The organism is Bacillus sp. SRL543 (assembly GCF_984799205.1).
This window is the reverse complement of the sequence record NZ_OZ481794.1, coordinates 3,377,791-3,403,072: the sequence shown is the minus strand read 5'-3', so window position 1 is coordinate 3,403,072 and position 25,282 is coordinate 3,377,791. Positions and strand designations below refer to the sequence as shown.

30 protein-coding genes, 1 other RNA gene and 2 riboswitches are annotated in these 25,282 nt (G+C 47.7%); of the genes, 23 read left to right on the top strand and 8 right to left on the bottom strand.

What is annotated here, in order from left to right:
* Nucleotides 1–12: 12 nt before the first annotated feature.
* Genes comGC through AC4E8B_RS17430 form a run of 7 tightly spaced genes read left to right on the top strand, consistent with a single transcriptional unit; the run spans nucleotide 13 to nucleotide 2,613 of the window.
* The gene (gene comGC, locus AC4E8B_RS17460) at nucleotides 13–324 is read left to right on the top strand and encodes a competence type IV pilus major pilin ComGC (RefSeq protein WP_490214593.1); all 312 of its coding nucleotides are present in this window, start codon (nucleotides 13–15) and stop codon (nucleotides 322–324) included.
* Nucleotides 317–754, top strand: coding sequence for a competence type IV pilus minor pilin ComGD (comGD, locus tag AC4E8B_RS17455; RefSeq protein WP_490214592.1), 438 nt, complete (start codon nucleotides 317–319; stop codon nucleotides 752–754). The genes comGC and comGD overlap by 8 nt, the downstream gene beginning before the upstream one ends.
* Entirely contained in the window at nucleotides 741–1,061 is a 321-nt protein-coding gene (locus AC4E8B_RS17450; RefSeq protein ID WP_490214591.1) for a phosphatase, read from the top strand. Before comGD ends, AC4E8B_RS17450 begins: the two co-directional genes overlap by 14 nt.
* Entirely contained in the window at nucleotides 1,006–1,488 is a 483-nt protein-coding gene (gene comGF, locus AC4E8B_RS17445; protein WP_490214590.1) for a competence type IV pilus minor pilin ComGF, read from the top strand. The genes AC4E8B_RS17450 and comGF overlap by 56 nt, the downstream gene beginning before the upstream one ends.
* Nucleotides 1,475–1,864, top strand: coding sequence for a competence type IV pilus minor pilin ComGG (gene comGG / locus AC4E8B_RS17440; RefSeq protein ID WP_490219764.1), 390 nt, complete (start codon nucleotides 1,475–1,477; stop codon nucleotides 1,862–1,864). Before comGF ends, comGG begins: the two co-directional genes overlap by 14 nt.
* 15 nt (nucleotides 1,865–1,879) lie before the next feature.
* Complete coding sequence (locus AC4E8B_RS17435; protein WP_490214589.1) at nucleotides 1,880–2,380, top strand: shikimate kinase; 501 nt, start codon at nucleotides 1,880–1,882, stop codon at nucleotides 2,378–2,380.
* A gap of 38 nt (nucleotides 2,381–2,418) precedes the next feature.
* Nucleotides 2,419–2,613 carry a YqzE family protein gene (locus tag AC4E8B_RS17430; RefSeq protein ID WP_490214588.1) on the top strand — a complete coding sequence of 65 codons (195 nt, stop codon included), beginning with the start codon at nucleotides 2,419–2,421 and terminating at the stop codon, nucleotides 2,611–2,613.
* Nucleotides 2,614–2,899: 286 nt separating this feature from the next.
* Here the strand turns inward: AC4E8B_RS17430 and AC4E8B_RS17425 are convergent, their stop codons facing one another.
* Both AC4E8B_RS17425 and AC4E8B_RS17420 read right to left on the bottom strand, forming a co-directional pair.
* Nucleotides 2,900–3,694 carry a YqhG family protein gene (locus AC4E8B_RS17425; protein WP_490214587.1) on the bottom strand — a complete coding sequence of 265 codons (795 nt, stop codon included), beginning with the start codon at nucleotides 3,692–3,694 and terminating at the stop codon, nucleotides 2,900–2,902.
* Nucleotides 3,672–5,360, bottom strand: coding sequence for a DEAD/DEAH box helicase (locus AC4E8B_RS17420; protein ID WP_490214586.1), 1,689 nt, complete (start codon nucleotides 5,358–5,360; stop codon nucleotides 3,672–3,674). The genes AC4E8B_RS17425 and AC4E8B_RS17420 overlap by 23 nt, the downstream gene beginning before the upstream one ends.
* Nucleotides 5,361–5,609: 249 nt before the next feature.
* Nucleotides 5,610–5,697: riboswitch (glycine riboswitch) on the top strand.
* 3 nt (nucleotides 5,698–5,700) lie between these two features.
* A riboswitch (glycine riboswitch) is annotated at nucleotides 5,701–5,778 on the top strand.
* A 117-nt stretch (nucleotides 5,779–5,895) separates the two neighbouring features.
* On the opposite strand from AC4E8B_RS17420, the gene gcvT reads away from it, so the two are divergent.
* From gcvT to gcvPB, 3 genes are read left to right on the top strand one after another with little or no spacing between them, the layout of a single operon-like run.
* Nucleotides 5,896–7,002, top strand: a complete 1,107-nt coding sequence (gene gcvT, locus AC4E8B_RS17415) for a glycine cleavage system aminomethyltransferase GcvT (protein ID WP_490214585.1) — start codon at nucleotides 5,896–5,898, stop codon at nucleotides 7,000–7,002.
* A gap of 14 nt (nucleotides 7,003–7,016) precedes the next feature.
* Complete coding sequence (gene gcvPA / locus AC4E8B_RS17410; protein WP_490214584.1) at nucleotides 7,017–8,363, top strand: aminomethyl-transferring glycine dehydrogenase subunit GcvPA; 1,347 nt, start codon at nucleotides 7,017–7,019, stop codon at nucleotides 8,361–8,363.
* Nucleotides 8,356–9,819, top strand: a complete 1,464-nt coding sequence (gcvPB, locus tag AC4E8B_RS17405; RefSeq protein ID WP_490214583.1) for an aminomethyl-transferring glycine dehydrogenase subunit GcvPB — start codon at nucleotides 8,356–8,358, stop codon at nucleotides 9,817–9,819. The genes gcvPA and gcvPB overlap by 8 nt, the downstream gene beginning before the upstream one ends.
* Nucleotides 9,820–10,043: 224 nt before the next feature.
* Here the strand turns inward: gcvPB and AC4E8B_RS17400 are convergent, their stop codons facing one another.
* A complete protein-coding gene (locus AC4E8B_RS17400) occupies nucleotides 10,044–10,427 on the bottom strand; it encodes a rhodanese-like domain-containing protein (RefSeq protein ID WP_022544180.1) in 384 nt (127 codons plus the stop codon).
* A gap of 240 nt (nucleotides 10,428–10,667) precedes the next feature.
* On the opposite strand from AC4E8B_RS17400, the gene AC4E8B_RS17395 reads away from it, so the two are divergent.
* From AC4E8B_RS17395 to AC4E8B_RS17380, 4 genes are all read left to right on the top strand, one after another.
* Complete coding sequence (locus AC4E8B_RS17395; RefSeq protein WP_490214582.1) at nucleotides 10,668–11,504, top strand: lipoate--protein ligase family protein; 837 nt, start codon at nucleotides 10,668–10,670, stop codon at nucleotides 11,502–11,504.
* A 356-nt stretch (nucleotides 11,505–11,860) separates the two neighbouring features.
* Nucleotides 11,861–14,410, top strand: coding sequence for a vitamin B12-dependent ribonucleotide reductase (locus tag AC4E8B_RS17390; RefSeq protein ID WP_490214581.1), 2,550 nt, complete (start codon nucleotides 11,861–11,863; stop codon nucleotides 14,408–14,410).
* A gap of 139 nt (nucleotides 14,411–14,549) precedes the next feature.
* Nucleotides 14,550–15,575: a spore photoproduct lyase gene (gene splB, locus AC4E8B_RS17385; RefSeq protein ID WP_490214580.1), complete on the top strand. Its 1,026-nt coding sequence runs from the start codon at nucleotides 14,550–14,552 to the stop codon at nucleotides 15,573–15,575.
* A 100-nt stretch (nucleotides 15,576–15,675) separates the two neighbouring features.
* The gene (locus tag AC4E8B_RS17380; RefSeq protein ID WP_490214579.1) at nucleotides 15,676–16,563 is read left to right on the top strand and encodes a patatin-like phospholipase family protein; all 888 of its coding nucleotides are present in this window, start codon (nucleotides 15,676–15,678) and stop codon (nucleotides 16,561–16,563) included.
* A gap of 91 nt (nucleotides 16,564–16,654) precedes the next feature.
* Here the strand turns inward: AC4E8B_RS17380 and AC4E8B_RS17375 are convergent, their stop codons facing one another.
* Together AC4E8B_RS17375 and AC4E8B_RS17370 are read right to left on the bottom strand one after the other, a co-directional pair.
* Nucleotides 16,655–17,035 (bottom strand): SA1362 family protein, encoded by a 381-nt coding sequence (locus AC4E8B_RS17375; RefSeq protein ID WP_490214578.1) that lies wholly within the window; start codon nucleotides 17,033–17,035, stop codon nucleotides 16,655–16,657.
* Between the two features lie 47 nt (nucleotides 17,036–17,082).
* Nucleotides 17,083–18,027: a DUF1385 domain-containing protein gene (locus AC4E8B_RS17370; RefSeq protein ID WP_490214577.1), complete on the bottom strand. Its 945-nt coding sequence runs from the start codon at nucleotides 18,025–18,027 to the stop codon at nucleotides 17,083–17,085.
* Between the two features lie 248 nt (nucleotides 18,028–18,275).
* Here AC4E8B_RS17370 and AC4E8B_RS17365 point away from each other — a divergent pair, with 248 nt between their 5' ends.
* The 4 genes from AC4E8B_RS17365 (at nucleotide 18,276) to efp (ending at nucleotide 20,955) form a co-directional block, all read left to right on the top strand.
* Nucleotides 18,276–18,791, top strand: a complete 516-nt coding sequence (locus AC4E8B_RS17365; protein ID WP_490214576.1) for a YqhR family membrane protein — start codon at nucleotides 18,276–18,278, stop codon at nucleotides 18,789–18,791.
* Between the two features lie 78 nt (nucleotides 18,792–18,869).
* Nucleotides 18,870–19,310, top strand: a complete 441-nt coding sequence (gene aroQ / locus AC4E8B_RS17360; protein ID WP_490214575.1) for a type II 3-dehydroquinate dehydratase — start codon at nucleotides 18,870–18,872, stop codon at nucleotides 19,308–19,310.
* Between the two features lies 1 nt (nucleotide 19,311).
* Nucleotides 19,312–20,373, top strand: coding sequence for a M24 family metallopeptidase (locus tag AC4E8B_RS17355; protein WP_490214574.1), 1,062 nt, complete (start codon nucleotides 19,312–19,314; stop codon nucleotides 20,371–20,373).
* 24 nt (nucleotides 20,374–20,397) lie between these two features.
* Nucleotides 20,398–20,955 (top strand): elongation factor P, encoded by a 558-nt coding sequence (gene efp / locus AC4E8B_RS17350; RefSeq protein ID WP_148974553.1) that lies wholly within the window; start codon nucleotides 20,398–20,400, stop codon nucleotides 20,953–20,955.
* Between the two features lie 62 nt (nucleotides 20,956–21,017).
* On the opposite strand, the gene AC4E8B_RS17345 is transcribed toward efp, so the two are convergent.
* Entirely contained in the window at nucleotides 21,018–21,179 is a 162-nt protein-coding gene (locus AC4E8B_RS17345; protein WP_490214573.1) for a hypothetical protein, read from the bottom strand.
* Between the two features lie 125 nt (nucleotides 21,180–21,304).
* Here AC4E8B_RS17345 and ssrS point away from each other — a divergent pair.
* A non-coding RNA gene (gene ssrS / locus AC4E8B_RS17340) (6S RNA) lies at nucleotides 21,305–21,487 on the top strand.
* Between the two features lie 41 nt (nucleotides 21,488–21,528).
* Here the strand turns inward: ssrS and AC4E8B_RS17335 are convergent.
* Both AC4E8B_RS17335 and AC4E8B_RS17330 read right to left on the bottom strand, forming a co-directional pair.
* Nucleotides 21,529–22,191, bottom strand: coding sequence for an SIMPL domain-containing protein (locus AC4E8B_RS17335; RefSeq protein ID WP_490214572.1), 663 nt, complete (start codon nucleotides 22,189–22,191; stop codon nucleotides 21,529–21,531).
* A 69-nt stretch (nucleotides 22,192–22,260) separates the two neighbouring features.
* Entirely contained in the window at nucleotides 22,261–23,022 is a 762-nt protein-coding gene (locus AC4E8B_RS17330; protein WP_490214571.1) for a hypothetical protein, read from the bottom strand.
* 148 nt (nucleotides 23,023–23,170) lie between these two features.
* Here AC4E8B_RS17330 and spoIIIAA point away from each other — a divergent pair, with 148 nt between their 5' ends.
* Genes spoIIIAA through spoIIIAD form a run of 4 tightly spaced genes read left to right on the top strand, consistent with a single transcriptional unit; the run spans nucleotide 23,171 to nucleotide 25,281 of the window.
* Nucleotides 23,171–24,100 (top strand): stage III sporulation protein AA, encoded by a 930-nt coding sequence (gene spoIIIAA / locus AC4E8B_RS17325; protein ID WP_490214570.1) that lies wholly within the window; start codon nucleotides 23,171–23,173, stop codon nucleotides 24,098–24,100.
* Complete coding sequence (gene spoIIIAB / locus AC4E8B_RS17320) at nucleotides 24,097–24,612, top strand: stage III sporulation protein SpoIIIAB (RefSeq protein ID WP_490214569.1); 516 nt, start codon at nucleotides 24,097–24,099, stop codon at nucleotides 24,610–24,612. Before spoIIIAA ends, spoIIIAB begins: the two co-directional genes overlap by 4 nt.
* A gap of 58 nt (nucleotides 24,613–24,670) precedes the next feature.
* Nucleotides 24,671–24,877 (top strand): stage III sporulation protein AC, encoded by a 207-nt coding sequence (spoIIIAC, locus tag AC4E8B_RS17315; RefSeq protein ID WP_009794945.1) that lies wholly within the window; start codon nucleotides 24,671–24,673, stop codon nucleotides 24,875–24,877.
* Between the two features lie 14 nt (nucleotides 24,878–24,891).
* Nucleotides 24,892–25,281, top strand: a complete 390-nt coding sequence (spoIIIAD, locus tag AC4E8B_RS17310) for a stage III sporulation protein AD (RefSeq protein WP_490219761.1) — start codon at nucleotides 24,892–24,894, stop codon at nucleotides 25,279–25,281.
* Nucleotide 25,282 lies beyond the last annotated feature (1 nt).

Below are 25,282 nucleotides of genomic sequence, written 5' to 3'. Positions count from 1 at the left end.
GGAGAGGAACCAATGAAAAACGAAAAAGGGTTTACCCTTATAGAAATGATGATTGTCCTGCTTGTCATCTCTGTGCTGCTCATCATTACCGTGCCGAATATCACCAAGCATAATTCGAAAATCAACAGCAAAGGCTGCGAAGCATTCATCAAGATGGTCCAGGCCCAGGTCCAGTCTTATGAGATAGAGCATAAGAAATATCCGTCCGGAATAGAGGAGCTTGTAAGCGATGGGTATTTAAAAGAGGGCGAAACATCCTGTCCGAATGGCAGCAGTATTTCTATCAGTACAGATGGGGAGGTCACCCGGCTGAATAATGGCTAAAGGGGAACGGGGATTCACACTAGTTGAAACGCTGCTTGTTTTCTCCATATTTCTTCTGATCTCTTCTTTGGCTGCTGTATATATCAGCCCTCAGGCAAGCCGGCTTGAAAGCAGGCTGTTCTTGTCGGAGCTTCAATCAGATCTCTTTTTCGCACAGCAATATGCCATTTCCCGCCAGGAGGCGGTCTCCTTTTATTTTTTTCCGGATGAAAACCGATATATGGCAATCCCGCCGAATTCTGCTGCCATTATTGACAGGCGCTACGCGGAGGATATCACCATTTACGAAGACACCATGAAATTGTCCTTCCGCTTTCTCCCCAGCGGAAATTTGAGCAGTTTTGGGTCGATGTATGCCGATGCAGGAGGGAGCACATACAGGATCACGTTTTTAATAGGGAAAGGAAGGTTTTATATTGTTAAAGAATGAAGGCTTCTTTCTTGCGGAGCTTATCCTCAGCCTGTCTGCCTGGCTTGTTTCAGCCTGTGTGCTTTTTCCGCTGTTCTTGCATGCGTCTGGCCAGGCAGAGGAACAAAGAAAAAGCTCTGAAGCAGTTCAGGTCTTATATGAATACCTGCAGATGAAATCTGCAGGACATGCTCCTGCTATGCTGTACCATGATAGCTATCCCGTGGAGGAGATGAAACTGGATGGCCTGGCCGTGGAGGTTTGTGTTCACTATGAAAAAAACGACAAGCAAAAAGAAAAAATCTGTGACCTGTTTTTTACGGAATGAAGGCTTTACGCTCGCCGAGATGCTGTTCAGCTTTAGCATCTTCATCATTATCGCTTCACTGCTCCCCCTTTCGCTCAGATACCTGGATGATGGGGAAGCAGCAGAAAAGAGGCTGCAGAGATTGGAATGGGAAATCTTTTCTGCACAGCTGAAAAAAGAAGTTCATATGAGCGGGAATATTAGTGTAAATGAAGGGCGTTTGACGCTCGCGGGCAGCGGCGAGTCTGTCAGCTTTGAAAAATACGGCAGCAATCTCAGGAGGAGGGTGGACGGAAAAGGGCATGAAGTGGTTTTGCAGAACATACAGGCGGCCTCTTTTTCCTTTCAGGGCAAGAGCCTGCTTGTAGAAGCCAAAAGCCGGCAAGGACAGGATTTCCATGCTGTGATTGTGCCATTTATCGAGGGTGATCAAAATGCTCCGGAATGAAAGGGGCTTTGCTTTTCCTGTGTCGCTCAGTGTCCTGCTGGCTTCGTCCCTGTTCCTTCTTATCCTGCTTGGCCAGAATGTAACGGAAGCCGGGATGCTGAAAGAAAAAGAACTGATCCTCAAACAGGATTATTATCTGCTCTCCTCTGTTAAAAGGCTGGAGAGGAAGCTTCAGGATAGCGGGGAGGAAGAAATCCTTAAGCCAGGCAGCTTTATATTTAAAGAAGGAACGGCAACTTATACGATTACAGAGCTTGCTGGATCGCTCTTCCAGATTTCCTTTACACTGGCCATAGAAAAGCAAAGGCCGATTGTTTCGTATGCGTTTTATGACAGAGACCGCGGAAAAATGATAAAATGGACAGAAAAAAAGTGAACGGAGATTCGCCTGATGAACACAATCTACTTAATCGGCTTTATGGGAGCGGGAAAGACCACTGTCGGCAGAGCGCTGTCCTCTGCCCTTGGGAAGCCTGTTTTTGATATGGATGAAGAAATAGAAAAGGAAGCAGGTATAAGCATCAAGGAGATGTTTGCCCAGAAAGGCGAGGATTATTTCCGGAAGCTGGAGACGCAAATGCTGGAGCGTTTGTCGGCGAGTGATAGTATCGTCACTACAGGAGGCGGTGTCGTTTTAAGGGAGGAAAACCGCGAGCTTCTAAAAAACACCGGAACTGTCCTGTTCCTGCATGCTTCTCCTGTGGAAACGATTAAAAGGCTTGCCGCCGATACGGCACGTCCGCTGCTAGAAGGCAGCTTAGAACAGAAAGTAAAAGTTCTCTATCAATCGAGGCTTCCATTGTATAAGCAAGCCGCCGACCATATCATTGAAACTGATGGCAGGTCAATCGGTTCCATCGCTGCAGAAGCGGAGCTCTGTTTGAAAAGCTGATGTCCGGGACATACTTTGACTAAAGAGAGGTGTGTCCGATGAAGACCAATGATTATGTGAAATATGTAACCCAGACTTTCGTGAAGTATATGGACCAGCCGAAGGATGAGCGGAAAAAACAGAAGGAAAGCCGCAGGGATGAAAAAGAGCCGTTCCTATTTAAGTGGTTCGGGATCATTCCATATGCACTGCTGGCTGGAATGAAAAAAGGAAAATCGGCAAAACGGCAATAGAAAAAGCGCTGTGAAGGCTTGCCTGAAATAGCAGGAAAGCATGCTCAGGCCGCCGGTGGGTGAGCAATGAATTGCCGGAACTAAAAGAAGAGAAGTGCGGGCCAGGCCTGCGCTTCTCTTTTTTTCGGGAGATAAAGAAATACTGGAAACTATCCAGGGGTGATGATAAGGAAGTAAAGCCTTAAGATACTCCCTTATCTTGTACCAGCATATGAAATAGCAAGAGAAGGGGAGCGGCGAATACCGGACAAGCAGTGAAAATGTGTGAAAGCCATGCCGGTTCTGCCTAAACGGCCGCATCCGTCAGATAGAAAAGCCCGCCGTTTACAATAGAAACATTGACTTTTGGCTCATATTGATCCTGCAGGGCAGCTTTTTCATTTTCATATGTCTCGTTCGGCTCTTCGATATCTTCATAAAAATGTTCAAGCAGATCAAGATCCTTTTTCCACCGCTCCCTTGCTTCGTCAGCCCATCCGTGTTCCTCTGAATCAATCTGGGCCTTCAGGAAGCCTTCAATCCTGCTGATGCCGCTCTTGGGCATGATCAGGGGAGACAATGTGAACGAATAGTCCGGGATCTTCGGCGTAAGCTGCAGCTGGAGCAGGCGGTCATGGAAATCTTCGACCATTTGGCCGTTGAGCAGCTGCAGTCCGATTGATTTGAATACATCTCTTTTTCTGTCGCATTGATAAGAAATTTTCACATTCATGCAAAGCCATGGCCTTAAAGGCGTCTGCCTGCCCGGAGGGGAAGCATGCTGTTCGTACAGCCGGATGTAGCCTGCCAGGCTTCGTGCCGACTGAAAAATCTGATGCAGCCGTGGTGAGCCGAAATGGATCGTTTCACCCTTTAAATCAGGAGGGGCAAGCTGCCGGTTAGTAATGAACGTCAGCTTCATCGGGTTCGGGATGCCGCCGGTCTTCTCAAGATAATGCCAGTAGAAGGGGCGGTTCATCAGCTCTTTATCAAGCTCAATTGTCAGCTGGACCGTCATATAGCCAGGCCCTTCCTCAGTGATATCACAGCCGTTTGCGGTAAAATAGCGTGCCAGGAATTTACGGATTTCCTGCTGCTGCATGTGCGCCGCCCTCCTTCATTTCTTCAGCAAGCTGTATCATGCCATTCAAGTTCTCCATCTTAATTCTCATCTCTCCCTCTGAAGCCGATCTTCCGAAAATATCTGTCAGATGGTCCTCGATGCTTCCGAAGTCAAGCTTTGCGAGGATATCATCAAGCTCCCCGATGACTTTTTCAAACAGATGAATCTTCTCATACAGCAATTTGAGGATATGTTCTTCAACAGTATCTTTGACTGCGAAATTATAAATCATCACATCTTTTTCCTGGCCCAAACGGTGGATCCTTCCGATTCTCTGTTCAAGGCGCATCGGATTCCATGGCAGGTCATAATTGATAATATGGCTGCAGAATTGAAGGTTGATCCCTTCACCGCCGGCCTCTGTGGCAATCAGGACCTGGACATTGTTCTTGAAAAGCTCTCTCATCCAATCCTTCTTCCCCCTCTTGAAGCCGCCCCTGAAAGGGACCGAACTGATGCCGTGCTGCTTCAGGAACCACTGGAGGTAAAGCTGGGTCGCCCTGTATTCTGTGAAAATGATGACTTTGTCATCGATGCGTTTGATAATCTCGAGTGCTTTTTCCGCTTTGGAATTTCTCTGTACCTTCTCCACCTTGCTGACCAGGAACTGAATCTGTTCCTGAAACATATCAGAAGGGGCTTCCTGGCGGGCCACCATATTGCGGAGCGTATAAAAGACTGCCTCCCGGCTGCTGCAGGCCTCGCGCTGCAGGGTCATGACGGAGAACTGGCTTGAATTGACCCAATCTCCTTCCCCCCTCAATTCTGTGACAGACTCGTACAGATCTCTTTCTTCCTTGGAAAATTCAATCGGCATGGTCTCTACATGGCGTTTGGTCCATTCAATTCCGGTATCTGCCCGCCTGTTCCGGATCATCACTTTATTGACTAGTTCTTTCAGGTGGGCATTGTCATCAAGCGAGCGTGAATCTTTCTTATATTTTTCATAAAAAGCTGTTTCATTTCCCAGATGGCCCGGCTTCAATAAAGAAACGAGATTGAAAATCTCGCTTATCCTGTTCTGGATGGGAGTAGCCGTAAGGAGCAGGCAGAATTTCTTTTTCAGGCTTTGGACAAATTCATAGTTTTTCGTTTTGCTGTTTTTAAGCTTATGTGCTTCATCAATGATGATCAAATCATAATCAAGGGAGAAAATGATATCTCGGTGCGGATTCCTTTTGGCTGTATCTATGGAAGAGACTACCACATCGCACTGCTCCCACACATAAGCCTTGCGCTGGGCAACTGCAGGTATGTAGAATTTTGTGTTCAGCTCGATTTCCCACTGGGTGACAAGGGAGGCCGGAACCAGGATAAGGACTTTTTTCACGAGACCCCTAATCATATATTCTTTTAAAATCAGCCCCGCTTCAATCGTTTTTCCGAGCCCGACCTCATCCGCCAGGATTGCCTTTCCGTTCATATTTTCAACCACCTGCCTGGCTACTTCCAGCTGGTGGGGCAGCGGCGTCAGGTCCGGCAGGTGCCCTGGAGCCTGGAGGCCATGGAATTCGGGGATGATGGTATGCTGCTCGACCTCTGCTGCAAGTCTGTAAAGCTCCCAATTCCCCCACGGGCCGTCATTGGATATCCTTGAGAGAAACTCGGTTTGCCATGTAGAATCAAAATCGATCTGGACCGGCATGGAAAAACAGCTCCTTTGCTTGTAGTTAAGCCCCTCCGGGCGATGCCCCTGGGGAGTTTTGCTGGTAAAAAGAAGCGTCTCAAATTATATATTGCCCAATCTGAAATAGGATGGTAGGATGATAATAGCTTTGAATGTTTCGAAATTTGTCATTAAACAAATTTTGGCTCCAAACGGCCTTTTGCAGCATGAAAGCTGCAGATTCTTCATTGAATAGTATGGCCATTTTGGAAAAAATTATAAATGCGGATGAGAATAAGGGGAGAGACTGTGTATACAGCGCCGAAGGAGCAAGCATTCATGTGAATCTCTCAGGCAAAAGAACCCTTGTTGGACGCGGCTCTGGAGAGTGCTTCGTTTAGGAAGCCACCAAAGGGGAAAACCGGTAAAAGGTAAACTTTCAGGTGCCAGGACAGAGACCCTCGTTAGGAACGGGGGATTGCTCTGTCCTTTTTTCGTGCCCAAAACCTTCAGGCTCTCAGGCCTTATGGTTAGCAATCTTGTATTTATTATTTGGATCAAGGGGGACAAGTGAATGTCGCAGCTAAAACGTACACCATTATATGAGGAATACCGGAAGCTTGGAGCAAAAACCATCGATTTTGGCGGCTGGGATCTGCCAGTGCAGTTCACAGGCATCAAAGATGAGCATGAAGCGGTCAGAACAAAAGCAGGTCTGTTCGATGTATCCCATATGGGCGAGATAGAAGTGAAGGGGCAAGCCAGCCTGGATTTCCTGCAAAAAATGATGACCAATGATATCTCCAAGCTGAAAAGCGGCGGTGCCCAGTATACCGCAATGTGCTATGAAAGCGGCGGGACTGTTGATGATTTGCTTGTGTATAAATTTGAGGACGACCATTACCTCCTGGTTGTCAATGCGGCAAATATAGAAAAAGATTATCAGTGGCTTGAAGATCATCTGATCGAGGGCGCTGACATCAGGAATCTTTCCGAGCAGACTGCCCAGCTTGCCTTGCAGGGACCTGCAGCTGAAGGAGTTCTCCAGAAGCTGGCAGGCGAAAAAGATCTATGCGAAATAGGCTTTTTCAAGTTCAGCAGTGAAGTGGATCTGAAAGGAAAGAAAGCGCTCGTTTCCCGCACCGGCTATACAGGCGAGGATGGATTTGAGATCTACTGCCATTCGGATGATGCTCCGAGCCTCTGGAATGATATCCTTGAAGCCGGTAAAGAAGAAGGTGTGCTGCCTTGCGGGCTTGGCTGCCGTGACACCCTGAGGTTTGAAGCAAACCTTGCACTGTATGGGCAGGAGCTGTCGCCTGACATTACCCCCCTTGAAGCCGGAATCGGTTTTGCTGTAAAGATTAATAAAGAAGCAGATTTCATCGGCAAGCCTGTCCTTAAGCAGCAAAAGGAAAACGGTGTGCCGAGAAAGCTGGTCGGAATTGAAATGATTGACAGGGGAATCCCGCGCCACGGCTATCCGGTGCTGGCGAATGGAGAGCAGATCGGCGAAGTGACGACAGGCACACAGTCACCGACCCTGAAGAAGAACATCGGCCTTGCCCTGATCAAGACCCAATATGCGGAGCTTGGCAATGAGGTAGAAATTGAAATCCGCGGCAAACGGCTGAAGGCAGCTGTAGCTGCCACACCTTTTTATAAAAGAGATAAGAAGTGACGGAGGGGAAAAACATGACGCATCGCTATCTGCCAATGACCGAAACTGACAAAAAAGAAATGCTTGAGAAAATCGGGGCAAGCTCGATCGATGAACTGTTCAGTGATATACCTGAAGCTGTCAGGTTTAAGGGAGAGTATAATATCAAACCGGCAAAGCCGGAAACGGCATTATTGAAGGAGCTTACTAAGCTTGCAGCGAAGAATGCCGACCTCAGGTCCAATTCTTCGTTCCTTGGAGCCGGCGTCTATGATCATTATATGCCGGTGATTGTAGACCACGTCATTTCCCGCTCTGAATTCTATACGGCCTATACGCCGTATCAGCCGGAGATTTCCCAAGGTGAGCTGCAGGCCATCTTTGAATTCCAGACAATGATCTGCGAGCTGACAGGAATGGATGTGGCCAACTCTTCCATGTATGACGGCGGGACAGCGCTCGCTGAGGCAGCTATGCTGTCGGCCGGCCAGACGCGCCGCAAGAAGATCCTGATCTCTGAGGCTGTGCATCCGGAATCGAAGGATGTTGTCCGGAGCTATGCCAAGGGGCAATATATCGAGGTTGTCGAAATCCCGCATAATGACGGCATCACAGACATGGATGCATTGAAGGAACAGATGGACAGCGATACAGCTGCAGTCATTGTTCAATACCCTAACTTCTTCGGGCGCATAGAGCCGCTTAAAGAGCTGGAGGAAGTCATCCATGCCCATAAGTCCATGTTCGTTGTATCAAGCAATCCGCTTTCACTGGGCGCATTGACGCCTCCAGGCAGGTTTGGCGCTGATATTGTGGCAGGGGATGCTCAGCCGTTTGGAATCCCGACAGCATTCGGGGGACCTCATTGCGGTTATTTTGCGGTCACCACCAAACTGATGAGAAAAGTGCCGGGCCGCCTTGTCGGGCAGACGGTTGATGAAGAAGGGCGCCGCGGCTTCGTTCTTACCCTTCAGGCAAGGGAACAGCATATCCGCCGTGATAAAGCGACTTCCAATATCTGCTCTAACCAGGCACTGAACGCTCTTGCTGCATCTGTCGCCATGACAGCCCTCGGCAAGAAGGGCGTCAGGGAAATCGCTGTCCAGAATATGCAGAAAGCACGCTATGCCATGGATCAGTTCAAGAAGGCCGGATTTGCGCTCGCTTTTGAGGGCCCGATCTTTAATGAATTTGTCGTAAAGCTGAATGCACCAGTCAAGGAGGTCAATAAGAGCCTGCTGGATAAAGAAATCATCGGCGGCTATGATCTTGGCAGAAGCTATCCTTCACTGGAAAACCATATGCTGGTTGCCGTGACAGAGCTTCGCACGAAAGAAGAAATCGATACTTTTGTTAAAGAATTGGGGGATTACCATGCATAATCAAGACCAGCCGCTGATTTTTGAAATAAGCAAGCAGGGCCGCACAGGCTACAGCCTTCCGGATCTGGATGTACCTGAAGTGGATTTGTCTGAATTGCTGCCTGAAGGATATCTTCGTGAAGAAGAGCCTGAGCTTCCTGAAGTATCGGAACTGGACATCATGAGGCATTATACCGCCCTGTCCAAAAGAAACCATGGTGTGGATTCAGGCTTTTATCCGCTGGGATCCTGCACGATGAAATACAATCCGAAGATCAATGAAAATGTGGCACGCTTCAACGGCTTTGCCCATATCCATCCGCTGCAGGAAGAAAGCTCTGTCCAGGGTGCATTGGAGCTGATGTATGATCTGCAGGAGCACTTGATTGAAATTACCGGAATGGACGAAGTAACGCTGCAGCCTGCAGCAGGTGCGCATGGGGAATGGACTGGCTTAATGATGATCAGGGCCTTCCACGAAGCGAACGGGGATGCCGGCAGGACCAAGGTTATCGTCCCTGATTCAGCGCATGGAACCAATCCTGCCTCTGCAACAGTAGCCGGCTTTGAAACCGTGACGGTAAAATCAAACGAATATGGCCTTGTGGATCTTGAAGATCTGCGCCGTGTAGTCGGATCGGATACGGCTGCCCTGATGCTGACGAACCCGAATACACTTGGCCTGTTTGAAGAAAACATCCTTGAGATGGCCGAGATTGTCCATGGGGCGGGCGGAAAGCTTTATTATGACGGCGCCAACCTGAATGCTGTCCTTTCCAAAGCGCGCCCTGGAGATATGGGATTCGATGTTGTCCATCTGAATCTCCATAAAACATTCACAGGGCCTCACGGAGGGGGAGGGCCCGGCTCAGGTCCGGTTGGTGTCAAGAAAGACCTGATACCATATCTCCCTAAACCGATCGTTGCTAAGCGCGGCGGGGAATTTGTACTTGATTATGACCGCCCGCAATCAATTGGAAGGGTCAAACCGTATTATGGAAACTTCGGCATCAATGTGCGCGCCTATACTTATATCCGCACAATGGGGCCGGACGGCTTGAAGAATGTAACAGAATTCGCTGTCCTGAATGCGAATTATATGATGAGGCGCCTTGCGGAATATTATGATCTTCCATTCGACAGGCACTGCAAGCATGAGTTTGTCCTCAGCGGCAAGCGCCAGAAAAAGCTTGGCGTCAGGACACTTGATATTGCGAAGCGCCTGCTCGACTTCGGCTATCATCCGCCAACCATCTACTTCCCGCTGAATGTAGAAGAGTGCATCATGATCGAGCCGACTGAAACCGAGTCAAAAGAAACGCTGGACAGCTTCATTGAAGCCATGATCCAGATTGCCAAGGAAGCGGAGGAAAATCCGGAAATCGTGCAGGAAGCGCCGCATACAACGGTCATTGGCCGCCTGGATGAGACACTGGCTGCAAGAAAACCGGTCCTCAGGTACAAGAAAGAAGCATAGTTCTGTTTTGTATTTAGGGGCGAAACACAGCATTGGCGCTGTGCTTCGCCTTTTTTCTTTGGGCTTAGTCTGTTACGTGCTGATTTTGGGTTCGTTTGTTTCACGCACCCTCTTTTGAGGATTGGAATGCACCGTTTCAAAATGCTGAATGCGATTACAAGAAAAAAGGGTCCTGCCTTAGGCTGGACCCTTTTTTGCTCATGTATAGAAGGGAAGTGCTTCCCTTATTTCTTCGCTTTGATTTTGCCTGACCATTTTTTGAAGCCGCCCTGCAGCTGGTGGAGGTCTTTATAGCCCCTTCGGTATAAGAACTGGGCAGCACGCCCGCTCCGCATCCCGCTTTGACAGTACAGGTAAACAGGCTTGTCCGGGCGGATTTCCTTCATGCGCATTTTCATCTGGGATAACGGGATATTCCTGGACCCCAGGATGTGGCCGGCATCGAATTCATTCGGCTCGCGGACATCAATGAGCTGAGCTTTCCGGTATCCTGCGCGGAATTCATCCTCTGTCAGCGTCTTAACGACTTTGCGCTGATATAGCCATGTAACAACAGAGTAGGTAACAAAGCCCCCGATAATGATTAACAGAATATAAAGTGTTTCCAATGTGACTTCTCCTTTCACGTATAGCTACGCCAGTTTTTATTATATAAGCCGGCAGGCATGTGAGTAAAGGAATTCCTGTAAAATTCATGTATTTCTCACGTTTTCGGACTTGCTGGAGAGAAAGCCGGCGAGAAGGGAAATTAAAATATTAGGCAAGGGCTGTTTGCTTTGTTTTTTCCGTCCATTTTGATAGACTAGAAAACATGTGCAAGACTCATAACATGAAAAAGAGGGTTACATATGGCAAAAGAAACTTGGAGATTTATTGATTCGGGATTTGGTTCCCCATCTTTCAATATGGCTTTGGATGAGGCACTCCTCGAGTGGAACAGCGCGGGGAAGATCCCGCCTGTCATCCGCTTCTACGGATGGGATCCGGCAACACTGTCAATCGGCTATTTTCAAAAAGCGGAAAAGGAAATCGACATGGACGCCGTCAAACAGCACGGCCTCGGGTTTGTCCGCCGTCCGACTGGCGGAAGGGGCGTCCTGCATGAACATGAGCTTACCTACAGCGTCATCGTTTCTGAAGACCATCCTGAAATGCCGAAAACCGTTACTGAGGCTTACCGGGTGATTTCTGAGGGAATTCTTAAGGGGTTCCATAACCTGGGGATGGATGCATACTTTGCTGTCCCCAGGACGGCTGAGGAGAGGGAGTCGCTGAAGAACCCGCGTTCTTCAGTATGCTTCGATGCACCAAGCTGGTATGAGCTTGTTGTTGAGGGGAGAAAGGTTGCCGGAAGCGCCCAGACAAGGCAGAAGGGTGTCATCCTCCAGCACGGATCCATCCTGCTCGACCTTGATGAAGATAAGCTTTTCAGCTTGTTCAAGTATCCGAATGACCGTGTGAAGGAAAGGATGCAGAGAGCATTCAAAAGCAAAGCAGTCGCCATCAACGAGCTGAGCAAGGACAAAGTCACGATCGGGCAGGCAAAGGAAGCCTTCAGAAAGGGATTTGAGGAAGGACTTGGCATCCATCTCGAACACTATGAGCTTTCGGCTGAAGAAATGGATTATGTGAACAAAATTGCAAAAGACCGATACGAAAACGATGAATGGAATTTTAAAAGATAAAAAGCGGCCCTGTCGCTTTTTTTCTGTTTGATGCTGAATTCTGTATACCCAAATTAAGAATATTTTTCCAAGGGGGCTGCATCTAAAACGCAAGCCCCGAAATTTGCCGAAAATAATCGTTTACTGTCATTAATCGGACAATATCTCTTCTTATCTCTGAAATCTAGTTTTTCTCGAGTTTGACAAAATCAAATTGATTTGACCTTAAATACAATATATAGTGGTGTCGAAAATATTTTATATACTATATATTGATTTTGGGGTTTTATATATGATAACTTTAGGGTATTCAAAAAAACAAATAGAAGCTTGGCTTTCTATTAAAAATAGGAAGATACATTGAAGGAGCTGTGTGTATGTCTGTCGTTCTAGGACAAAAAGCAAAAGTGAACATCGAACAATTAAACAAGGATATCCGCCTATTCCCCCAGGTGCATCCGATCACCCCTGATATGAAAATCACCCATAAAGGGGTTTCGCGGCTGGTCATGCTGGACCGCTATACGTTCAAGGATACAGAAAAGATCACTCTGGCAAACGGGGACTTCGTCGTCCTGACTGTCAAAGAAGATCCAAAATTTCCTGCCCGCGGCCTTGGCTTCATCCAGGAGATTGACTGGCAGAACAAGACAGCCAGAGTTTTGGTGGAGGAAGAATTCCGCGGCGTCCTTGATAATCCGGAAGAACCGGTGATTACGAAATCGCTGGATGTGATCGAGAAGCCGCTTGAAATCTATTATGAGCAGATTGCAAAGCGAAATGCGACAGGCCTGGCAGCTGCAGAGGCAACAGAAGAGAAGCGCAAAGAATGGTTCGGGAAATTTTACCGAGAACTTGTCAGCCTGAATTTCATCCCTGCCGGAAGGGTGCTTTACGGCGCTGGCGCGGATACGGATGTTACTTACTTTAACTGCTATGTCATGCCGTTTGTGCAGGATTCCCGCGAAGGGATTTCAGAGCATCGCAAACAGGTAATGGAAATCATGAGCAGGGGCGGCGGCGTCGGAACAAACGGATCGACCTTAAGGCCGCGCAACACGCTTGCACGCGGAGTGAACGGCAAATCCTCCGGTTCGGTTTCATGGCTTGATGACATTGCGAAATTGACTCATCTGGTTGAACAGGGCGGTTCAAGGAGAGGTGCGCAAATGATTATGCTCACCGACTGGCATCCTGATATCATCGAATTCATCATCTCGAAAATGCAGAACCCGCGCATCCTCCGTTTCCTGCTGGAAAACACACAGGATGAAACAATCAAGCGGTATGCCAGCGAAAAGCTGAAGTTCACCCCTCTGACTGAGCAGGAAACCAATATGTATCAGGGAATCATCAACTATAAGCAGATCCCCGGACTTGGCGGGTTCAACGAGAAAATCATCAGGGATGCGGAAAACAAGCTTGCTGCCGGAGGCAATTACACGGTCCATAATCCGGAGTTCCTGACAGGCGCCAATATTTCCGTGTGCCTGACAAAAGACTTCATGGATGCTGTTGAAAAAGATGCAGAGTACGAGCTGCGCTTCCCTGATGTGGAGTCATATGATGCCGATACTATGAAGATCTACAATGAAGAATGGCATAAAATCGGCGATGTGCGCGAATGGGAGAAGCTTGGCCATAAAGTGCGCACCTACCGCAAAATCAAGGCAAAAGAGCTCTGGAATCTGATCAATATCTGTGCAACCTATTCAGCAGAGCCGGGCATTTTCTTCATCGACAATGCGAATGATATGACAAATGCACAGGCATACGGACAGAAGGTAGTAGCGACGAACCCTTGCGGAGAGCAGCCTCTGGCGCCATACTCAGTCTGCAATCTGGCCGCAGTCAATCTTGCTGAAATGGCAGACAAGGAAAACAAAACAGTCGATTTTGAAAAGCTGGCCCGCACTGTTGAAGTTGGTGTCCGCATGCAGGATAATGTCATTGACGCCACGCCATATTTCCTTGAAGAAAACAAAAAGCAGGCATTAGGAGAGCGCCGTGTCGGACTTGGCGTCATGGGACTGCATGATCTGCTGATCTACTGTGAAACAGAATACGGTTCAGAAAAAGGCAATGAACTGATCGACAAAGTATTTGAAACGATTGCTGTGACCGCATATAAAGCTTCTGTTGAGCTCGCAGGCGAAAAAGGCAGCTTCCCGTTCCTTACAGGGGCAACGGATGAAGAAACAAGCAGACTCCGCCAGAACTTCACAGAGACTGGATTTATGCAGAAAATGCCAGAAGATGTGAGACAGTCCATCCTTGAAAAAGGAATCCGCAATTCCCATCTGCTGACTGTAGCACCGACAGGATCCACAGGTACAATGGTCGGGGTGTCTACAGGGCTTGAGCCATACTTCTCCTTCTCTTATTTCAGGAGCGGCCGGTTAGGGAAGTTTATTGAGGTTAAGGCAGATATCGTACAAGAGTATCTGGACCAGAACCCTGACGCAGATCCTGAGAACCTGCCGGAATGGTTTATTTCCGCTATGGAGCTTTCCCCTGAAGCGCATGCTGATGTTCAATGTGTCATCCAGCGCTGGATTGACAGTTCTATAAGCAAGACGGTCAATGCACCAAAGGGCTATAGTGTTGAACAGGTGGAAGGTGTGTATGAACGCCTGTACCGCGGCGGAGCGAAAGGCGGAACAGTCTATGTCGACGGTTCCCGCGACTCGCAGGTCCTTACGCTAAAAGCGGAAGAAAACACCTTCGATGAGGAAGAAACGAAAGAAGAAAAGCCGAAGCAGCGTGTTGTGCTGGTTGACACAATCAGTGACCTCAGATCGACAGATGTAACCATAGGCTCTGAAGTAGGCAACACCTGCCCGGTCTGCCGCCAGGGCAAGGTAAAAGAAATCGGCGGCTGCAATACCTGCACAAACTGCAATGCCCAGTTGAAATGCGGCTTGTAAAATTTTCATAAACTGTAAAAAGAGGATGGAAAAATTTTTCCGTCCTCTTTTTTTCGGTTTCATCCCAAAAAAGCTCATACTACAAAAAAGTGCCGGAGACATGCCGGCAGCCAAGAATAACAGAAACGGGGTTATAAAGATGAAACCATTCATGCCGCAGCTTGTGTATATAGAACCGAAAGCGCTTGAATATCCTTTGGGGAAGGAACTGAAGGAAAAATTTGAGGAGCTTGGCATTGAAATCCGCGAAACCACTTCCCACAACCAGGTGCGCGGCATCCCGGGGAATAATGAGCTTCAGCAGTACCGGAATGCAAAATCGACACTCGTAGTAGGAATCAGGAGGACGCTTAAATTCGATACGTCCAAGCCGTCAGCCGAGTATGCCATCCCGCTTGCAACAGGATGCATGGGGCATTGCCATTACTGCTATCTGCAGACAACCCTTGGGAGCAAGCCGTATATCCGCACCTATGTAAACCTTGAGGATATCTTTGCCCAGGCTGAAAAATATATGGAAGAGCGGGCCCCTGAAGTCACCCGATTTGAAGCCGCCTGTACCTCGGATATTGTAGGGCTTGACCATTTGACGCACTCATTGAAAAGGACGATTGAATTCATCGGCGGGACAGAGTATGGAAGGCTCCGCTTTGTGACTAAGTACCACCATGTCGACCATCTGCTTGATGCCAAGCATAACGGCAAGACAAGGTTCCGCTTCAGCGTTAATTCACGATATGTAATCAAGAATTTCGAACCCGGCACATCCACTTTCGATGAACGGCTCGAAGCGGCCAGGAAGGTTGCGGGTGCAGGATATCCCCTTGGCTTTATTGTGGCGCCGATTTATCTTCATGAAAACTGGAAAGAAGGCTATTATGAGCTTTTTGAAAGGCTGAAGCAGTCGCTCGATGGCATAGAACTGAAAGACCTCACTTTTGAGCTCATCCAGCACCGTTTCACAAAACCTGCCAAGAAGGTCATAGAAAAGCGCTATCCGAAAACGAAGCTGGAAATGGATGAAGAGAAGAGGAAGTATAAGTGGGGCCGCTATGGGATAGGAAAATATGTATACCAGAATGATGAAGCCAAGGAAATGGAAGAAACGATCCGGAGCTATGTCCATTCCTTTTTTCCGGAAGCGGAAGTCCAGTATTTTACTTAACTTGATGTTAACTTAAAGAATTAATTTGTCCGCCGTACTATTTTTGCCCGTACCGTATTAAAGATGTATCAAGCAGTTATCATCGACGGGAGTGGCTTGCATGTATATAGACGGCGTTTTTTCAGGCGGGGGGATCAAAGGCTTTGCGCTGATCGGCGCTCTGGAGATCATTGAGCAGAAAGGATTCCGCTTCGAACGGGTGGCCGGCACAAGCGCAGGTTCCATAGTGGCCGGCTTCTCTGCTGCAGGTTACACAAGCAGTGAAATGTTCGATCTGATGAATGAACTTGACTTGAAGAAATTGCTGGATGCCAGGAGGACGCTGCTGCCATTTTCTGCAGCTAAATGGCTGCTTTTGTATTGGCGCCTTGGGTTATATAAAGGCCATGAGCTGGAAAAGTGGATTGCAGAGAAACTTGCTGCAAGGGGGATCCGGACATTTGGCGACCTTGCGCCACAGAAACTTCGGGTCATTGCATCAGATCTGACGAACGGGCGGCTTGTCGTCCTTCCGGATGATCTAATGAGCTACGGTATCGACCCGGGCCGATTCTCAGTAGCGAAGGCCATCCGGATGAGCTGCAGCCTTCCTTACTTTTTTGAACCGGTCAAGCTGAAGTCATATGAAGGGGAAACCAGTGTCGTAGTCGATGGAGGAGTGCTGAGCAACTTTCCGATGTGGCTCTTTGATAAGGAAAATGTCAAAAAGCTCCGGCCAGTACTTGGAATCAAGCTGAGCCATGATGTCCTGAATAGGGAGAAAAATAAAATCAATAATGCGATCCAGCTGTATGAGGCCCTTTTTGAAACGATGAAGGATGCACATGATGCACGCTATATTTCACGGAAGCATGCAAAAAATATCATTTTTGTTCCGACAGAGGGCATCGTCTCTACAGAATTTGGCCTTACCGCTGAAAGGAAAGAAGAGCTGCTGGAGCTCGGGAGGCAGTCAGCCAGGAAGTTTTTTTCCCAATGGACCTATTGAGGGAATTAAAAAGCACTGCCCTATATTGGCAGTGCTTCTGTTGGCCGGCCGCATACAGCCTGCAGGAGTGAATACTAATCAGCCCCGGGCATCAAAGAGTGGCCCGGTTCTTTTTTTTGCCTTTTTTTCCGTCAATGACGGTTAAATGAGATGGAGACTTGCGGGCTTTTGTTTTCCTCAAGGATGTGAGCGACCCGACACTTGCCTTCTTGGTGCCGCCAGGTTCTTTCTGATATTTCCTTTTTGATTTCTTAGCTGCTTTAACAAATGCGTGCTGCTCTTTTTTCATAGGGCCAGCTTTGTAGAAACGGCGAAACAGAAAGTATACGGCAGCACCAATGAGGGCAATTACGGCAATGCTCTGCAAAAAACCGGCAGGATCGTTCACCAATCTGCCTATTATTCCGATTATTGCGAGGCCGATGAGGCCGGCAACAATATACAATGAAGTCCGGTTATTCAAAAAAGCCACCTCCCTATGAGCATGATGAGCATTTTCCCTTGCTTTTAAACTATATATTATACAATTTCTTCTGTTTTATTAGCGTCCTCGGTTTCCTTTTCCTTTTTTAGCAGTTCGTTAAACGAAAGAATGGCAACTTCTGTCTGTTTATCATCCGGTTCTTTGGTCGTCAGAAGCTGAAGCCAGAGCCCGGGAAGGCCGAGCCATTTCAGGACAGGCACATGCCTCACCTTATTCGTCAGCTGAAGGACCTCAAATGATATCCCGAGAACGACTGGTATCAGGGCAAGGCGGTTTAAAATCCTGACCCAAAGCGGGTCGGTCGGCACAAACATATAGATGAAGACGCCGACAATGACGGTGAAGAGGATAAAGCTGCTTCCGCACCGGTAATGAAGCCTGGACTGGGCCTGAACATTTTCGACTGTCAGCTCCTTGCCGTTCTCAAAAGCATTTATTACTTTATGCTCTGCACCGTGGTACTGAAACACCCGCCTGATGATCGGGGTCAATGAAACGAAATAAATATAGCCAAGGAGAAGAATGAGCTTGAAAAATCCTTCTATCAATACCTGTGAAAAATCGCTTGAAAAAATCGGCTTTGTCAGGGCCGCCAGGAATACCGGAACAAGGGTGAAGATGAATTTTCCAAACAGGAAGGAAATGACGCCGATGGCTGCCACGCCGAGCCACATGGTCAGCTTGGACGGCTCCTGTTCTTTTAAGGTATGATCCTCGCTTGGATCAAGATCGAATCTCTCTGTTGAGAAATTCAAGTGCTTCGAACCGTTCGCACTTGCTTCAATGATGGCTGCTATCCCTCTTAAAAAGGGAATTTTCTTGATTGTCCGGAGGGATGAGTTCGATTTTCTCGGCAGATGGAAGTATTCGATAGACTCATCCTTCCTTCTGACAGCTGTAACATAATGATGCTTGCCGCCGAACATGACGCCTTCAACAACCGCCTGGCCGCCATAAACGGGCTTTTGATCTTTAGACATATATGTAACACCAACCTATTGTGTACTGGGCCGAAACAGCATATTGAAAAAAAGTGGATCGTGCCTGCAAGGCACTTTTTGCATAAGCTGAATGTACCTATATTTATTCTACTAAAAAACGGATAAAACCTCTAGAGCGGAGCGAAAGTAAGATTTTTTCAGGATCGCGGCCGGTGAATCTTCATTTTTTTGAATAGATGTGATTGAAAAAACAGCCATGGACATACTAAGGCAATGGAGGTGGAATAATGAAGGAAGAACATGAAAAGCTTGAGCAGAATCAAAGGGAAAAGCCTATGTCCTTCATGGCTATGGTCATCATCACTGGATTTGTCGGAGGAGTGCTTTGGAGCGGGCTGGCTTATCTGGCTTATGTCTTTAACCTGACCGAAATCCATCCAAGGGTCATCCTTGAGCCCTGGGCTATAGGCGGATGGAAGAAGACGTGGCTCGGGACGGTCATTTCGCTTGTATTCATCGGGATTGTCTCCATCGGGGCAGCAATCATCTACTATGCCGCACTTAGAAAGATCAAAAGCATCTTTGCAGGGGCAGGCTACGGAATTGCTCTATTCCTGCTTGTCTTTCTTGTGCTGAATCCCATATTTCCAGGCATCAGCCCGCTGAGGGACCTGGACAAAAATACAATCATTGCCTCTGTCTGTTTTTATATTCTTTATGGGGTCTTCGTCGGCTTCTCCATTTCTTATGAAGAAAATGAAATCAGGTTCAGGGAAGATAAGGAAAAAGAAGCGGCAACATAATATGCTTTCGGTGTGCTGCCGATTTCAATTGTGATAGAATGTTCTTATGGACATTCTTTTTTTCACGGGAGCCTGATTATGAAAAAAATACTACTATTAAACGGGCCGAACCTGAATATGCTGGGCAAAAGGGAGCCCGGGATTTACGGCGGGACCACACTGAAGCAGCTGGAAGGGCGGATTGCCGATCTGGCCCGCGAAAACGGGGCAGAACTGGAAGCCTTTCAGTCCAATCATGAAGGAGCGCTTATCGACAAGCTTTACGAAGCGAACGAAGCGGGGTTTGATGGCGTGATCTTTAATCCTGGGGCATTTACGCATTACAGCTACAGCCTCCGGGATTGCATAGCAGGCATCAATGTGCCTGTCATTGAAGTACATATATCGAATATCCATGCCCGTGAGCCGTTCCGCCATGTGTCTGTCACCGCACCGGTTACGGCGGGGCAGATCGTCGGACTGGGGCACATGGGATATGAGCTGGCATTTGCCGCACTAATGGAAAAGGGGAGAAATTAGGATGGAGAAATTAAAGAAGCTGCGTTCTGCATTTGGACAGCATTCAATCGATGGCATGCTGATTACAAGCAATTATAACAGAAGATATTTAACCGGTTTCACAGGATCTGCAGGTCTGGTGCTGATCAGCGGGGAAAAGGCACAGTTCATTACCGATTTCCGCTATGTAGAGCAGGCGGGGAAGCAATGTGAAGGCTTTGAGATCGTCCAGCATTCAGGCAATATTGTGGAAGAGGCGGCCAAACAGGCCAAGAAATTGGGGATCCAGAAGCTGGGTTTTGAGCAGGATCATGTTTCGTTCGCTTCCTTCAAAGCCTATGAAGCAGCAGTGGAAGCAGAGCTTGTTCCGGTAAGCGGGGCAATTGAAAAGTTACGCTTGATTAAGACTGATTCAGAGATTAAGATATTAAAGGAAGCTGCGAGCATTGCCGACAGGGCATATACTCATATTCTGGACTATATCCGCCCCGGCAGGACAGAGCTGGAGGTTTCGAATGAACTGGAATTCTTTATGAGAAAAGCAGGTGCAGCATCTTCTTCTTTTGACATCATTGTTGCTTCCGGATACAGATCTGCCCTTCCGCACGGAGTGGCAAGCGATAAGGTGATTGAAAAAGGGGATATGGTTACACTTGATTTCGGCGCCTATTATAATGGCTATGTATCCGACATTACCCGTACCCTTGCTGTGGGTGAGCCTGACAGCAAGCTGAAAGACATCTACCATATTGTCCTTGAAGCACAGCTGAAGGGGCTCGAGGGCATCAAGCCGGGCATTTCCGGGAAAGAAGCCGACGCCCTGACCCGTGACCACATCAGCAGCAAAGGCTATGGAGAGTATTTCGGGCATTCGACAGGGCATGGAATCGGTCTTGAGGTCCACGAGGGGCCCGGGCTTGCATCCAGATCTGATGTCATCCTTGAAGAAGGGATGGTCGTCACAGTCGAACCTGGCATCTACATCCCTGGTCTTGGCGGTGTGCGCATTGAAGATGATACAATCATTACAAAGGACCATAACGAAAAGCTCACTCATTCAACTAAAGAACTAATCATTCTGTAATTGCATATTAGGAGGACATAACACATGATTTCTGTAAATGATTTTCGTACAGGATTGACGATCGAAGTAGATAACGGCATTTGGAGAGTAATGGATTTCCAGCATGTTAAGCCAGGGAAAGGCGCAGCGTTTGTTCGTTCAAAGCTCCGCAATCTCCGTACCGGCGCTATCCAGGAAAAAACTTTCCGTGCCGGCGAGAAAGTAGGAAAGGCCCAGATCGACAACCGCAGGATGCAATATTTGTATGCAAGCGGCGATCAGCACGTATTCATGGACAACGAGTCTTACGAGCAAATTGAACTGCCGGAAAACTCAATTGAATATGAGCTGAAGTTCCTTAAAGAAAATATGGAAGTCCAGATCATGATGTATCAGGAAGAAACGCTTGGTGTTGAACTTCCAAACACTGTCGAGCTTGAAGTGACAGAAACTGAGCCGGGAATCAAAGGTGATACTGCTTCTGGCGGAACCAAGCCTGCCACACTGGAAACCGGCCTGATTGTACAAGTTCCTTTCTTCATTAACCAGGGAGATGTCCTGATTATCAACACAACTGAAAGCTCTTATGTATCAAGGGCGTAATCAGTGAAAAAAAGGAATACCCGCGTGGCATTATGCCAGCGGGTATTTTTTGATTTAAACTGTTAAAGCTTCCTTCCGGTCGTTCCTGGAGACTGATCGGTATTTCCGGGATTATTATATTCCGGGTCAGAGGATGCCGGCTTGCTGTTGCTTTTTGTTCCGCCAAGATATTGGTCCGGATCCCGCTGCTCTTTTAAAAATTTATCATGATTTTCATTTACCATTCAGTAGCCACCCTTTCGGTCCTCGTTTTGCCGAACTCTCTTTAGTATGCGTTTTTAGAGCCCAGCTTATGAAAAAATGGCTTAAAGCTATTGCCTTTTTAGTAATGTTATTGTAATATAATTAATACAGGCTGCGTTGTTCGTTTGTATATGAAGTTTCAACCTTTATGTAGTAATAGGGAGCCCTATATCGGAATCAGGACGGCATGCCTCTATACAGAGGACACCCGGAAAGAATTCCTGCGGACACCCACCTGTTGGAGCAGGTTTGAAACTCCATATAAATCGGCGGCAACTGCGGCACTTATCATGTTATCCCAAAGCAATGGCCAATCGGCTGTTGCTTTTTTTAATATACAAAGTCTGCTGTAACATAGGCAGTAACTTCCATGGTGCCAGGTTCTATTGAAGTACCAGCAGCGCTTTTAACAAACATGCCGGCTTCCAATGGGACAGGCTGTGCAGGAGCTGTAATGCCTTCCGTGACAGATACCGGCGTTTTCACCAGCTGTACATTCAGGGTTTTTGCAATGACGGAAGCTTTTTCATAGGCATCAATGACTGCAAGTGACAGCGCCTGCTTTTGCCATTTTGCATCATCGGCTAAGAGTCTGACAGAAGAAATGATATTTGCTCCGTTTTCAGCCGCAGCATCCAATACCCGGCCCGCAGCCTCAACAGGTGTTACGGTTACTCTCAATAAATGCTCTGCCTTATATCCTCTGAAAATCTGCTTGCCATCCTGGAAATCATATTGGGGAAAAACGGAATAGTCTCTGGTCTGGATGCTTTCTGCCGGAATGCCGATCCTGATCAATGCGTCTTTAATGCGGGCTATTGTTTGGGCAACTTCCGATTGTGCCTCAGCCAAAGAGCTGCTTTCGGCAGAAGCGCCAAAGATGGTTTCCGCTCTATTAGGCTTTGCTTCGACGGTGCCCTTTCCTGTGACTCTGATGGTATTCCGCCCCTGTTTCTGTGCAGGCTGTCCTGATATACCGTGATTTTTGTACATATAATTTCCTCCCCCAACGCTTTTCTTTCTTTAAGGTATTGGCTGAAACCTTCCGGCAGAACAAAATCATCAACGGAAATACTGCCTGACTTTACCTGACAGCTCTTCTTTCTTTGCCTCAAGCTGCCTGAAACGATGTCCGTTTGCCCCGGATGGATGGGGAAACCCGGACAGGCAATTTTCAGCGTTAATCAGCCCTTCTTTGATCCATCCTTCCACTATGCTGCCAGCTGCCATGCCGAGAGGGATAACCAAGGGGGACACTAGCGGCAAGATGTCTGTTCTGAGCGTTTCCTCTGCATAGCCCATCAGAAAAGGGCTCCTGCTTAATTCCGGGCTATGGCCTGTATAGTTTTTGCCCTTATGGAAAGCAGGATATTTCACCAGCGAGCATGTATGAAGGAGTGCTTCCGCTTCGTGGAAGAGCATCATCGAATCATCCAGTCCTGTCCACTCGGCCAGACCGATGCTGTCCAGCATCCCTGCCAGGTTCCTTCTCATCGGCCCTGAAAATCTCCCTTCTGCTTTTACTTTTTTCAGCAGCTCCTGCTCAGGCACTTTTCCGATTAAATGCCTTGCAAGCGTGACGGCTGTTTTCATTTGCTCCCATCCCGGCGTAATGCCAAGAATCAAAATTTTAGCTTTGTAGTTCACATATTCGTTATGAGGAGAATAATAGATCTGGATTGCGCCTGACTTTGCTACAAGCAAGCCTGGGTGCAGCAGGTCTTCTTTTGTGTATGTTTCTTTTAACGGAAGCTTCCGGATTTCTTCTTTGTACCTATTAAACAGCATACCTCTCTCCTCCCCGCCATTATTCATGATACCCATATTTGCTGCATGCTAGAGAATTTCTTCTATTTTTTGTCCCAAATCCCTTTTAAGGAAAAAGGACAAATATTGTCATATTGATTCTGGACCGACATACATTTCTTAGTAGCGAAGATAAAAGACAGTAGAGCCAATAAGGAGGATTTTTGTGGAAACAGTTGCAGCCTTTTTGCCTAAAAATTTATCAGACAAGCTGAAAAATGTCCCTCCTGAAGTCATGGAGCATCTTGAAGAAATCAGGATCAGGATTGGAAGGCCGCTTGAAATAACGGCCAAAGGCAGTCCCTGCTTCCTGCCCTATATAGTCGGAGCAGAAGATGCCGTTCACTTAATGAATAAAATCAGTCATTTTTCAATCTACACATTGGAAGAGGAGCTTAAGAGGGGCTATATCACAATCGAAGGCGGGCACCGGGTCGGACTTGCGGGAAAAGTCATTCTGGATGGGGGGAAAGTGAAGGCCATCCGGGATATCTCTTCCTTCAATATCAGGGTGGCAAGAGAGAAGATCGGAACAGCAGACAGGCTGATTCCCTATTTATACAGCAGCGGCTGGCTCCACACCATGGTGGTCGGCCCGCCCCAGACAGGCAAGACGACGCTGCTGAGGGATATTGCCCGGATCGTCTCCACTGGTGCAGCTAAACCTGCTATACCGGCACAGAAGGCCGGCATTGTGGACGAGCGGTCTGAAATTGCCGGAAGTGTCAGCGGCATTCCCCAGATGACCTTTGGGCCGAGGGTGGATGTCCTTGATGCCTGCCCGAAGGCGGAAGGGATGATGATGATGATCCGTTCCATGAGCCCTGATGTACTGCTCGTCGATGAAATCGGCAGGCAGGAGGATGGTGAAGCCATCATGGAGGCTGTCCACGCAGGCATCAAGCTGATGATGACAACCCATGGGCGTTCATGGGAAGAAATAAAAAACAGGCCGACATTAAAGCAGATCCTTGAGAGCGGGATTTTTGAAAGGTATGTGATACTGGACCGCACAGGGGGGCCAGGGAATATTGCTTCGATCCTGGACAAGTCAGGCAGGGAAATCCACAGGGAAGCAGCGGTGAACCTGGCATGATGAAGATCATTGGCGCGTGTTTTATCATTTTTTCCACTACATGGGCAGGATTTGAGGCATCCAAGCATTTGAATGAAAGGCCGCGCCAGCTTCGGCAGCTCAAATCTGCACTGCAGTCGCTGGAAGCGGAAATCATGTATGGCCATACACCGCTGCATGAAGCTGCAAGAAGGCTGGCAGCCCAGCTCTCAAAGCCTCTATCCTGGTTTTTTGAATCATTCTCAAAAAAGCTCACAGATTCGGAGACGACAGTCAGGGCAGCCTGGGAAGAAAGCCTGAAAGAGGTATGGAAGCTGACAGCCTTTAAACAGGGGGAATTTGAGATCATGAAGCAATTCGGTGAGACGCTCGGCCGCCATGACCGCTTATCTCAGCAGAAACAAATCATGCTGGCACTCTCCCATCTGGAAAGGGAGGTAGCCGATGCTTACGAAAAGCAGGCAAAATACGAACGAATGGTGAAAAGCCTTGGATTCCTGTCAGGTCTCCTGTTGATCATTCTATTGATTTAAACCAGAGCATTTTCCCGATGCAAGGAGATATCTAAAGCAGCATATAGGAGGAGAAATGATGGGATTAGAGGTTGATATTATCTTTAAAATTGCCGGCGTCGGCATCGTGGTCGCTTTTCTGCACACCATTCTGGATCAGGTAGGAAAGAAAGAATACGCACAGTGGGTTACATTATTCGGCTTTATTTACATTTTGTTTATGGTCGCTTCCATCGTGGATGATCTTTTCCAGAAAATCAAGTCTGTATTTTTATTTCAGGGTTAAGGGAGGAGTCAGCGATTGAGATCTTTCAAATAGTCGGAATCTCGCTGGTTGCAACCTTCCTTGCCCTGGTCGTAAAAGAGCAGAAACCCAACTTTGCCTTTCTGCTGGTTGTTTTTACAGGATGCGCCATTTTCCTGTTTCTCGTTGACCAGATTTATGCAATCATCCATATGCTGGAAAAGATTGCGGTTGATGCCAAAGTCAATATTGTCTATGTGGAAACGATTCTCAAAATCATCGGGATAGCGTATATAGCCGAATTTGCCGCCCAGATAACGAAGGATGCAGGTCAGGGGGCAATCGCTTCAAAGATTGAACTTGGCGGCAAAATAATGATTCTCGCGATGGCCATCCCGATTCTGACTGTCCTGATTGAAACGATCATCAGGCTCATTCCCAGTTGAA

Bases quoted from the DNA above. Each gene is read 5' to 3' on its own strand.
- comGC (WP_490214593.1), top strand. From the start codon at position 13: ATGAAAAACGAAAAAGGGTTTACCCTTATAGAAATGATGATTGTCCTG.
- comGD (WP_490214592.1), top strand. From the start codon at position 317: ATGGCTAAAGGGGAACGGGGATTCACACTAGTTGAAACGCTGCTTGTT.
- comGF (WP_490214590.1), top strand. From the start codon at position 1,006: ATGAAAAAAACGACAAGCAAAAAGAAAAAATCTGTGACCTGTTTTTTA.
- comGG (WP_490219764.1), top strand. From the start codon at position 1,475: ATGCTCCGGAATGAAAGGGGCTTTGCTTTTCCTGTGTCGCTCAGTGTC.
- AC4E8B_RS17435 (WP_490214589.1), top strand. From the start codon at position 1,880: ATGAACACAATCTACTTAATCGGCTTTATGGGAGCGGGAAAGACCACT.
- AC4E8B_RS17430 (WP_490214588.1), top strand. From the start codon at position 2,419: ATGAAGACCAATGATTATGTGAAATATGTAACCCAGACTTTCGTGAAG.
- AC4E8B_RS17425 (WP_490214587.1), bottom strand. From the start codon at position 3,694: ATGCAGCAGCAGGAAATCCGTAAATTCCTGGCACGCTATTTTACCGCA.
- AC4E8B_RS17420 (WP_490214586.1), bottom strand. From the start codon at position 5,360: ATGCCGGTCCAGATCGATTTTGATTCTACATGGCAAACCGAGTTTCTC.
- gcvT (WP_490214585.1), top strand. From the start codon at position 5,896: ATGTCGCAGCTAAAACGTACACCATTATATGAGGAATACCGGAAGCTT.
- gcvPA (WP_490214584.1), top strand. From the start codon at position 7,017: ATGACGCATCGCTATCTGCCAATGACCGAAACTGACAAAAAAGAAATG.
- gcvPB (WP_490214583.1), top strand. From the start codon at position 8,356: ATGCATAATCAAGACCAGCCGCTGATTTTTGAAATAAGCAAGCAGGGC.
- AC4E8B_RS17395 (WP_490214582.1), top strand. From the start codon at position 10,668: ATGGCAAAAGAAACTTGGAGATTTATTGATTCGGGATTTGGTTCCCCA.
- AC4E8B_RS17390 (WP_490214581.1), top strand. From the start codon at position 11,861: ATGTCTGTCGTTCTAGGACAAAAAGCAAAAGTGAACATCGAACAATTA.
- splB (WP_490214580.1), top strand. From the start codon at position 14,550: ATGAAACCATTCATGCCGCAGCTTGTGTATATAGAACCGAAAGCGCTT.
- AC4E8B_RS17380 (WP_490214579.1), top strand. From the start codon at position 15,676: ATGTATATAGACGGCGTTTTTTCAGGCGGGGGGATCAAAGGCTTTGCG.
- AC4E8B_RS17370 (WP_490214577.1), bottom strand. From the start codon at position 18,027: ATGTCTAAAGATCAAAAGCCCGTTTATGGCGGCCAGGCGGTTGTTGAA.
- AC4E8B_RS17365 (WP_490214576.1), top strand. From the start codon at position 18,276: ATGAAGGAAGAACATGAAAAGCTTGAGCAGAATCAAAGGGAAAAGCCT.
- aroQ (WP_490214575.1), top strand. From the start codon at position 18,870: ATGAAAAAAATACTACTATTAAACGGGCCGAACCTGAATATGCTGGGC.
- AC4E8B_RS17355 (WP_490214574.1), top strand. From the start codon at position 19,312: ATGGAGAAATTAAAGAAGCTGCGTTCTGCATTTGGACAGCATTCAATC.
- efp (WP_148974553.1), top strand. From the start codon at position 20,398: ATGATTTCTGTAAATGATTTTCGTACAGGATTGACGATCGAAGTAGAT.
- AC4E8B_RS17345 (WP_490214573.1), bottom strand. From the start codon at position 21,179: ATGGTAAATGAAAATCATGATAAATTTTTAAAAGAGCAGCGGGATCCG.
- AC4E8B_RS17335 (WP_490214572.1), bottom strand. From the start codon at position 22,191: ATGTACAAAAATCACGGTATATCAGGACAGCCTGCACAGAAACAGGGG.
- AC4E8B_RS17330 (WP_490214571.1), bottom strand. From the start codon at position 23,022: ATGGGTATCATGAATAATGGCGGGGAGGAGAGAGGTATGCTGTTTAAT.
- spoIIIAB (WP_490214569.1), top strand. From the start codon at position 24,097: ATGATGAAGATCATTGGCGCGTGTTTTATCATTTTTTCCACTACATGG.
- spoIIIAC (WP_009794945.1), top strand. From the start codon at position 24,671: ATGGGATTAGAGGTTGATATTATCTTTAAAATTGCCGGCGTCGGCATC.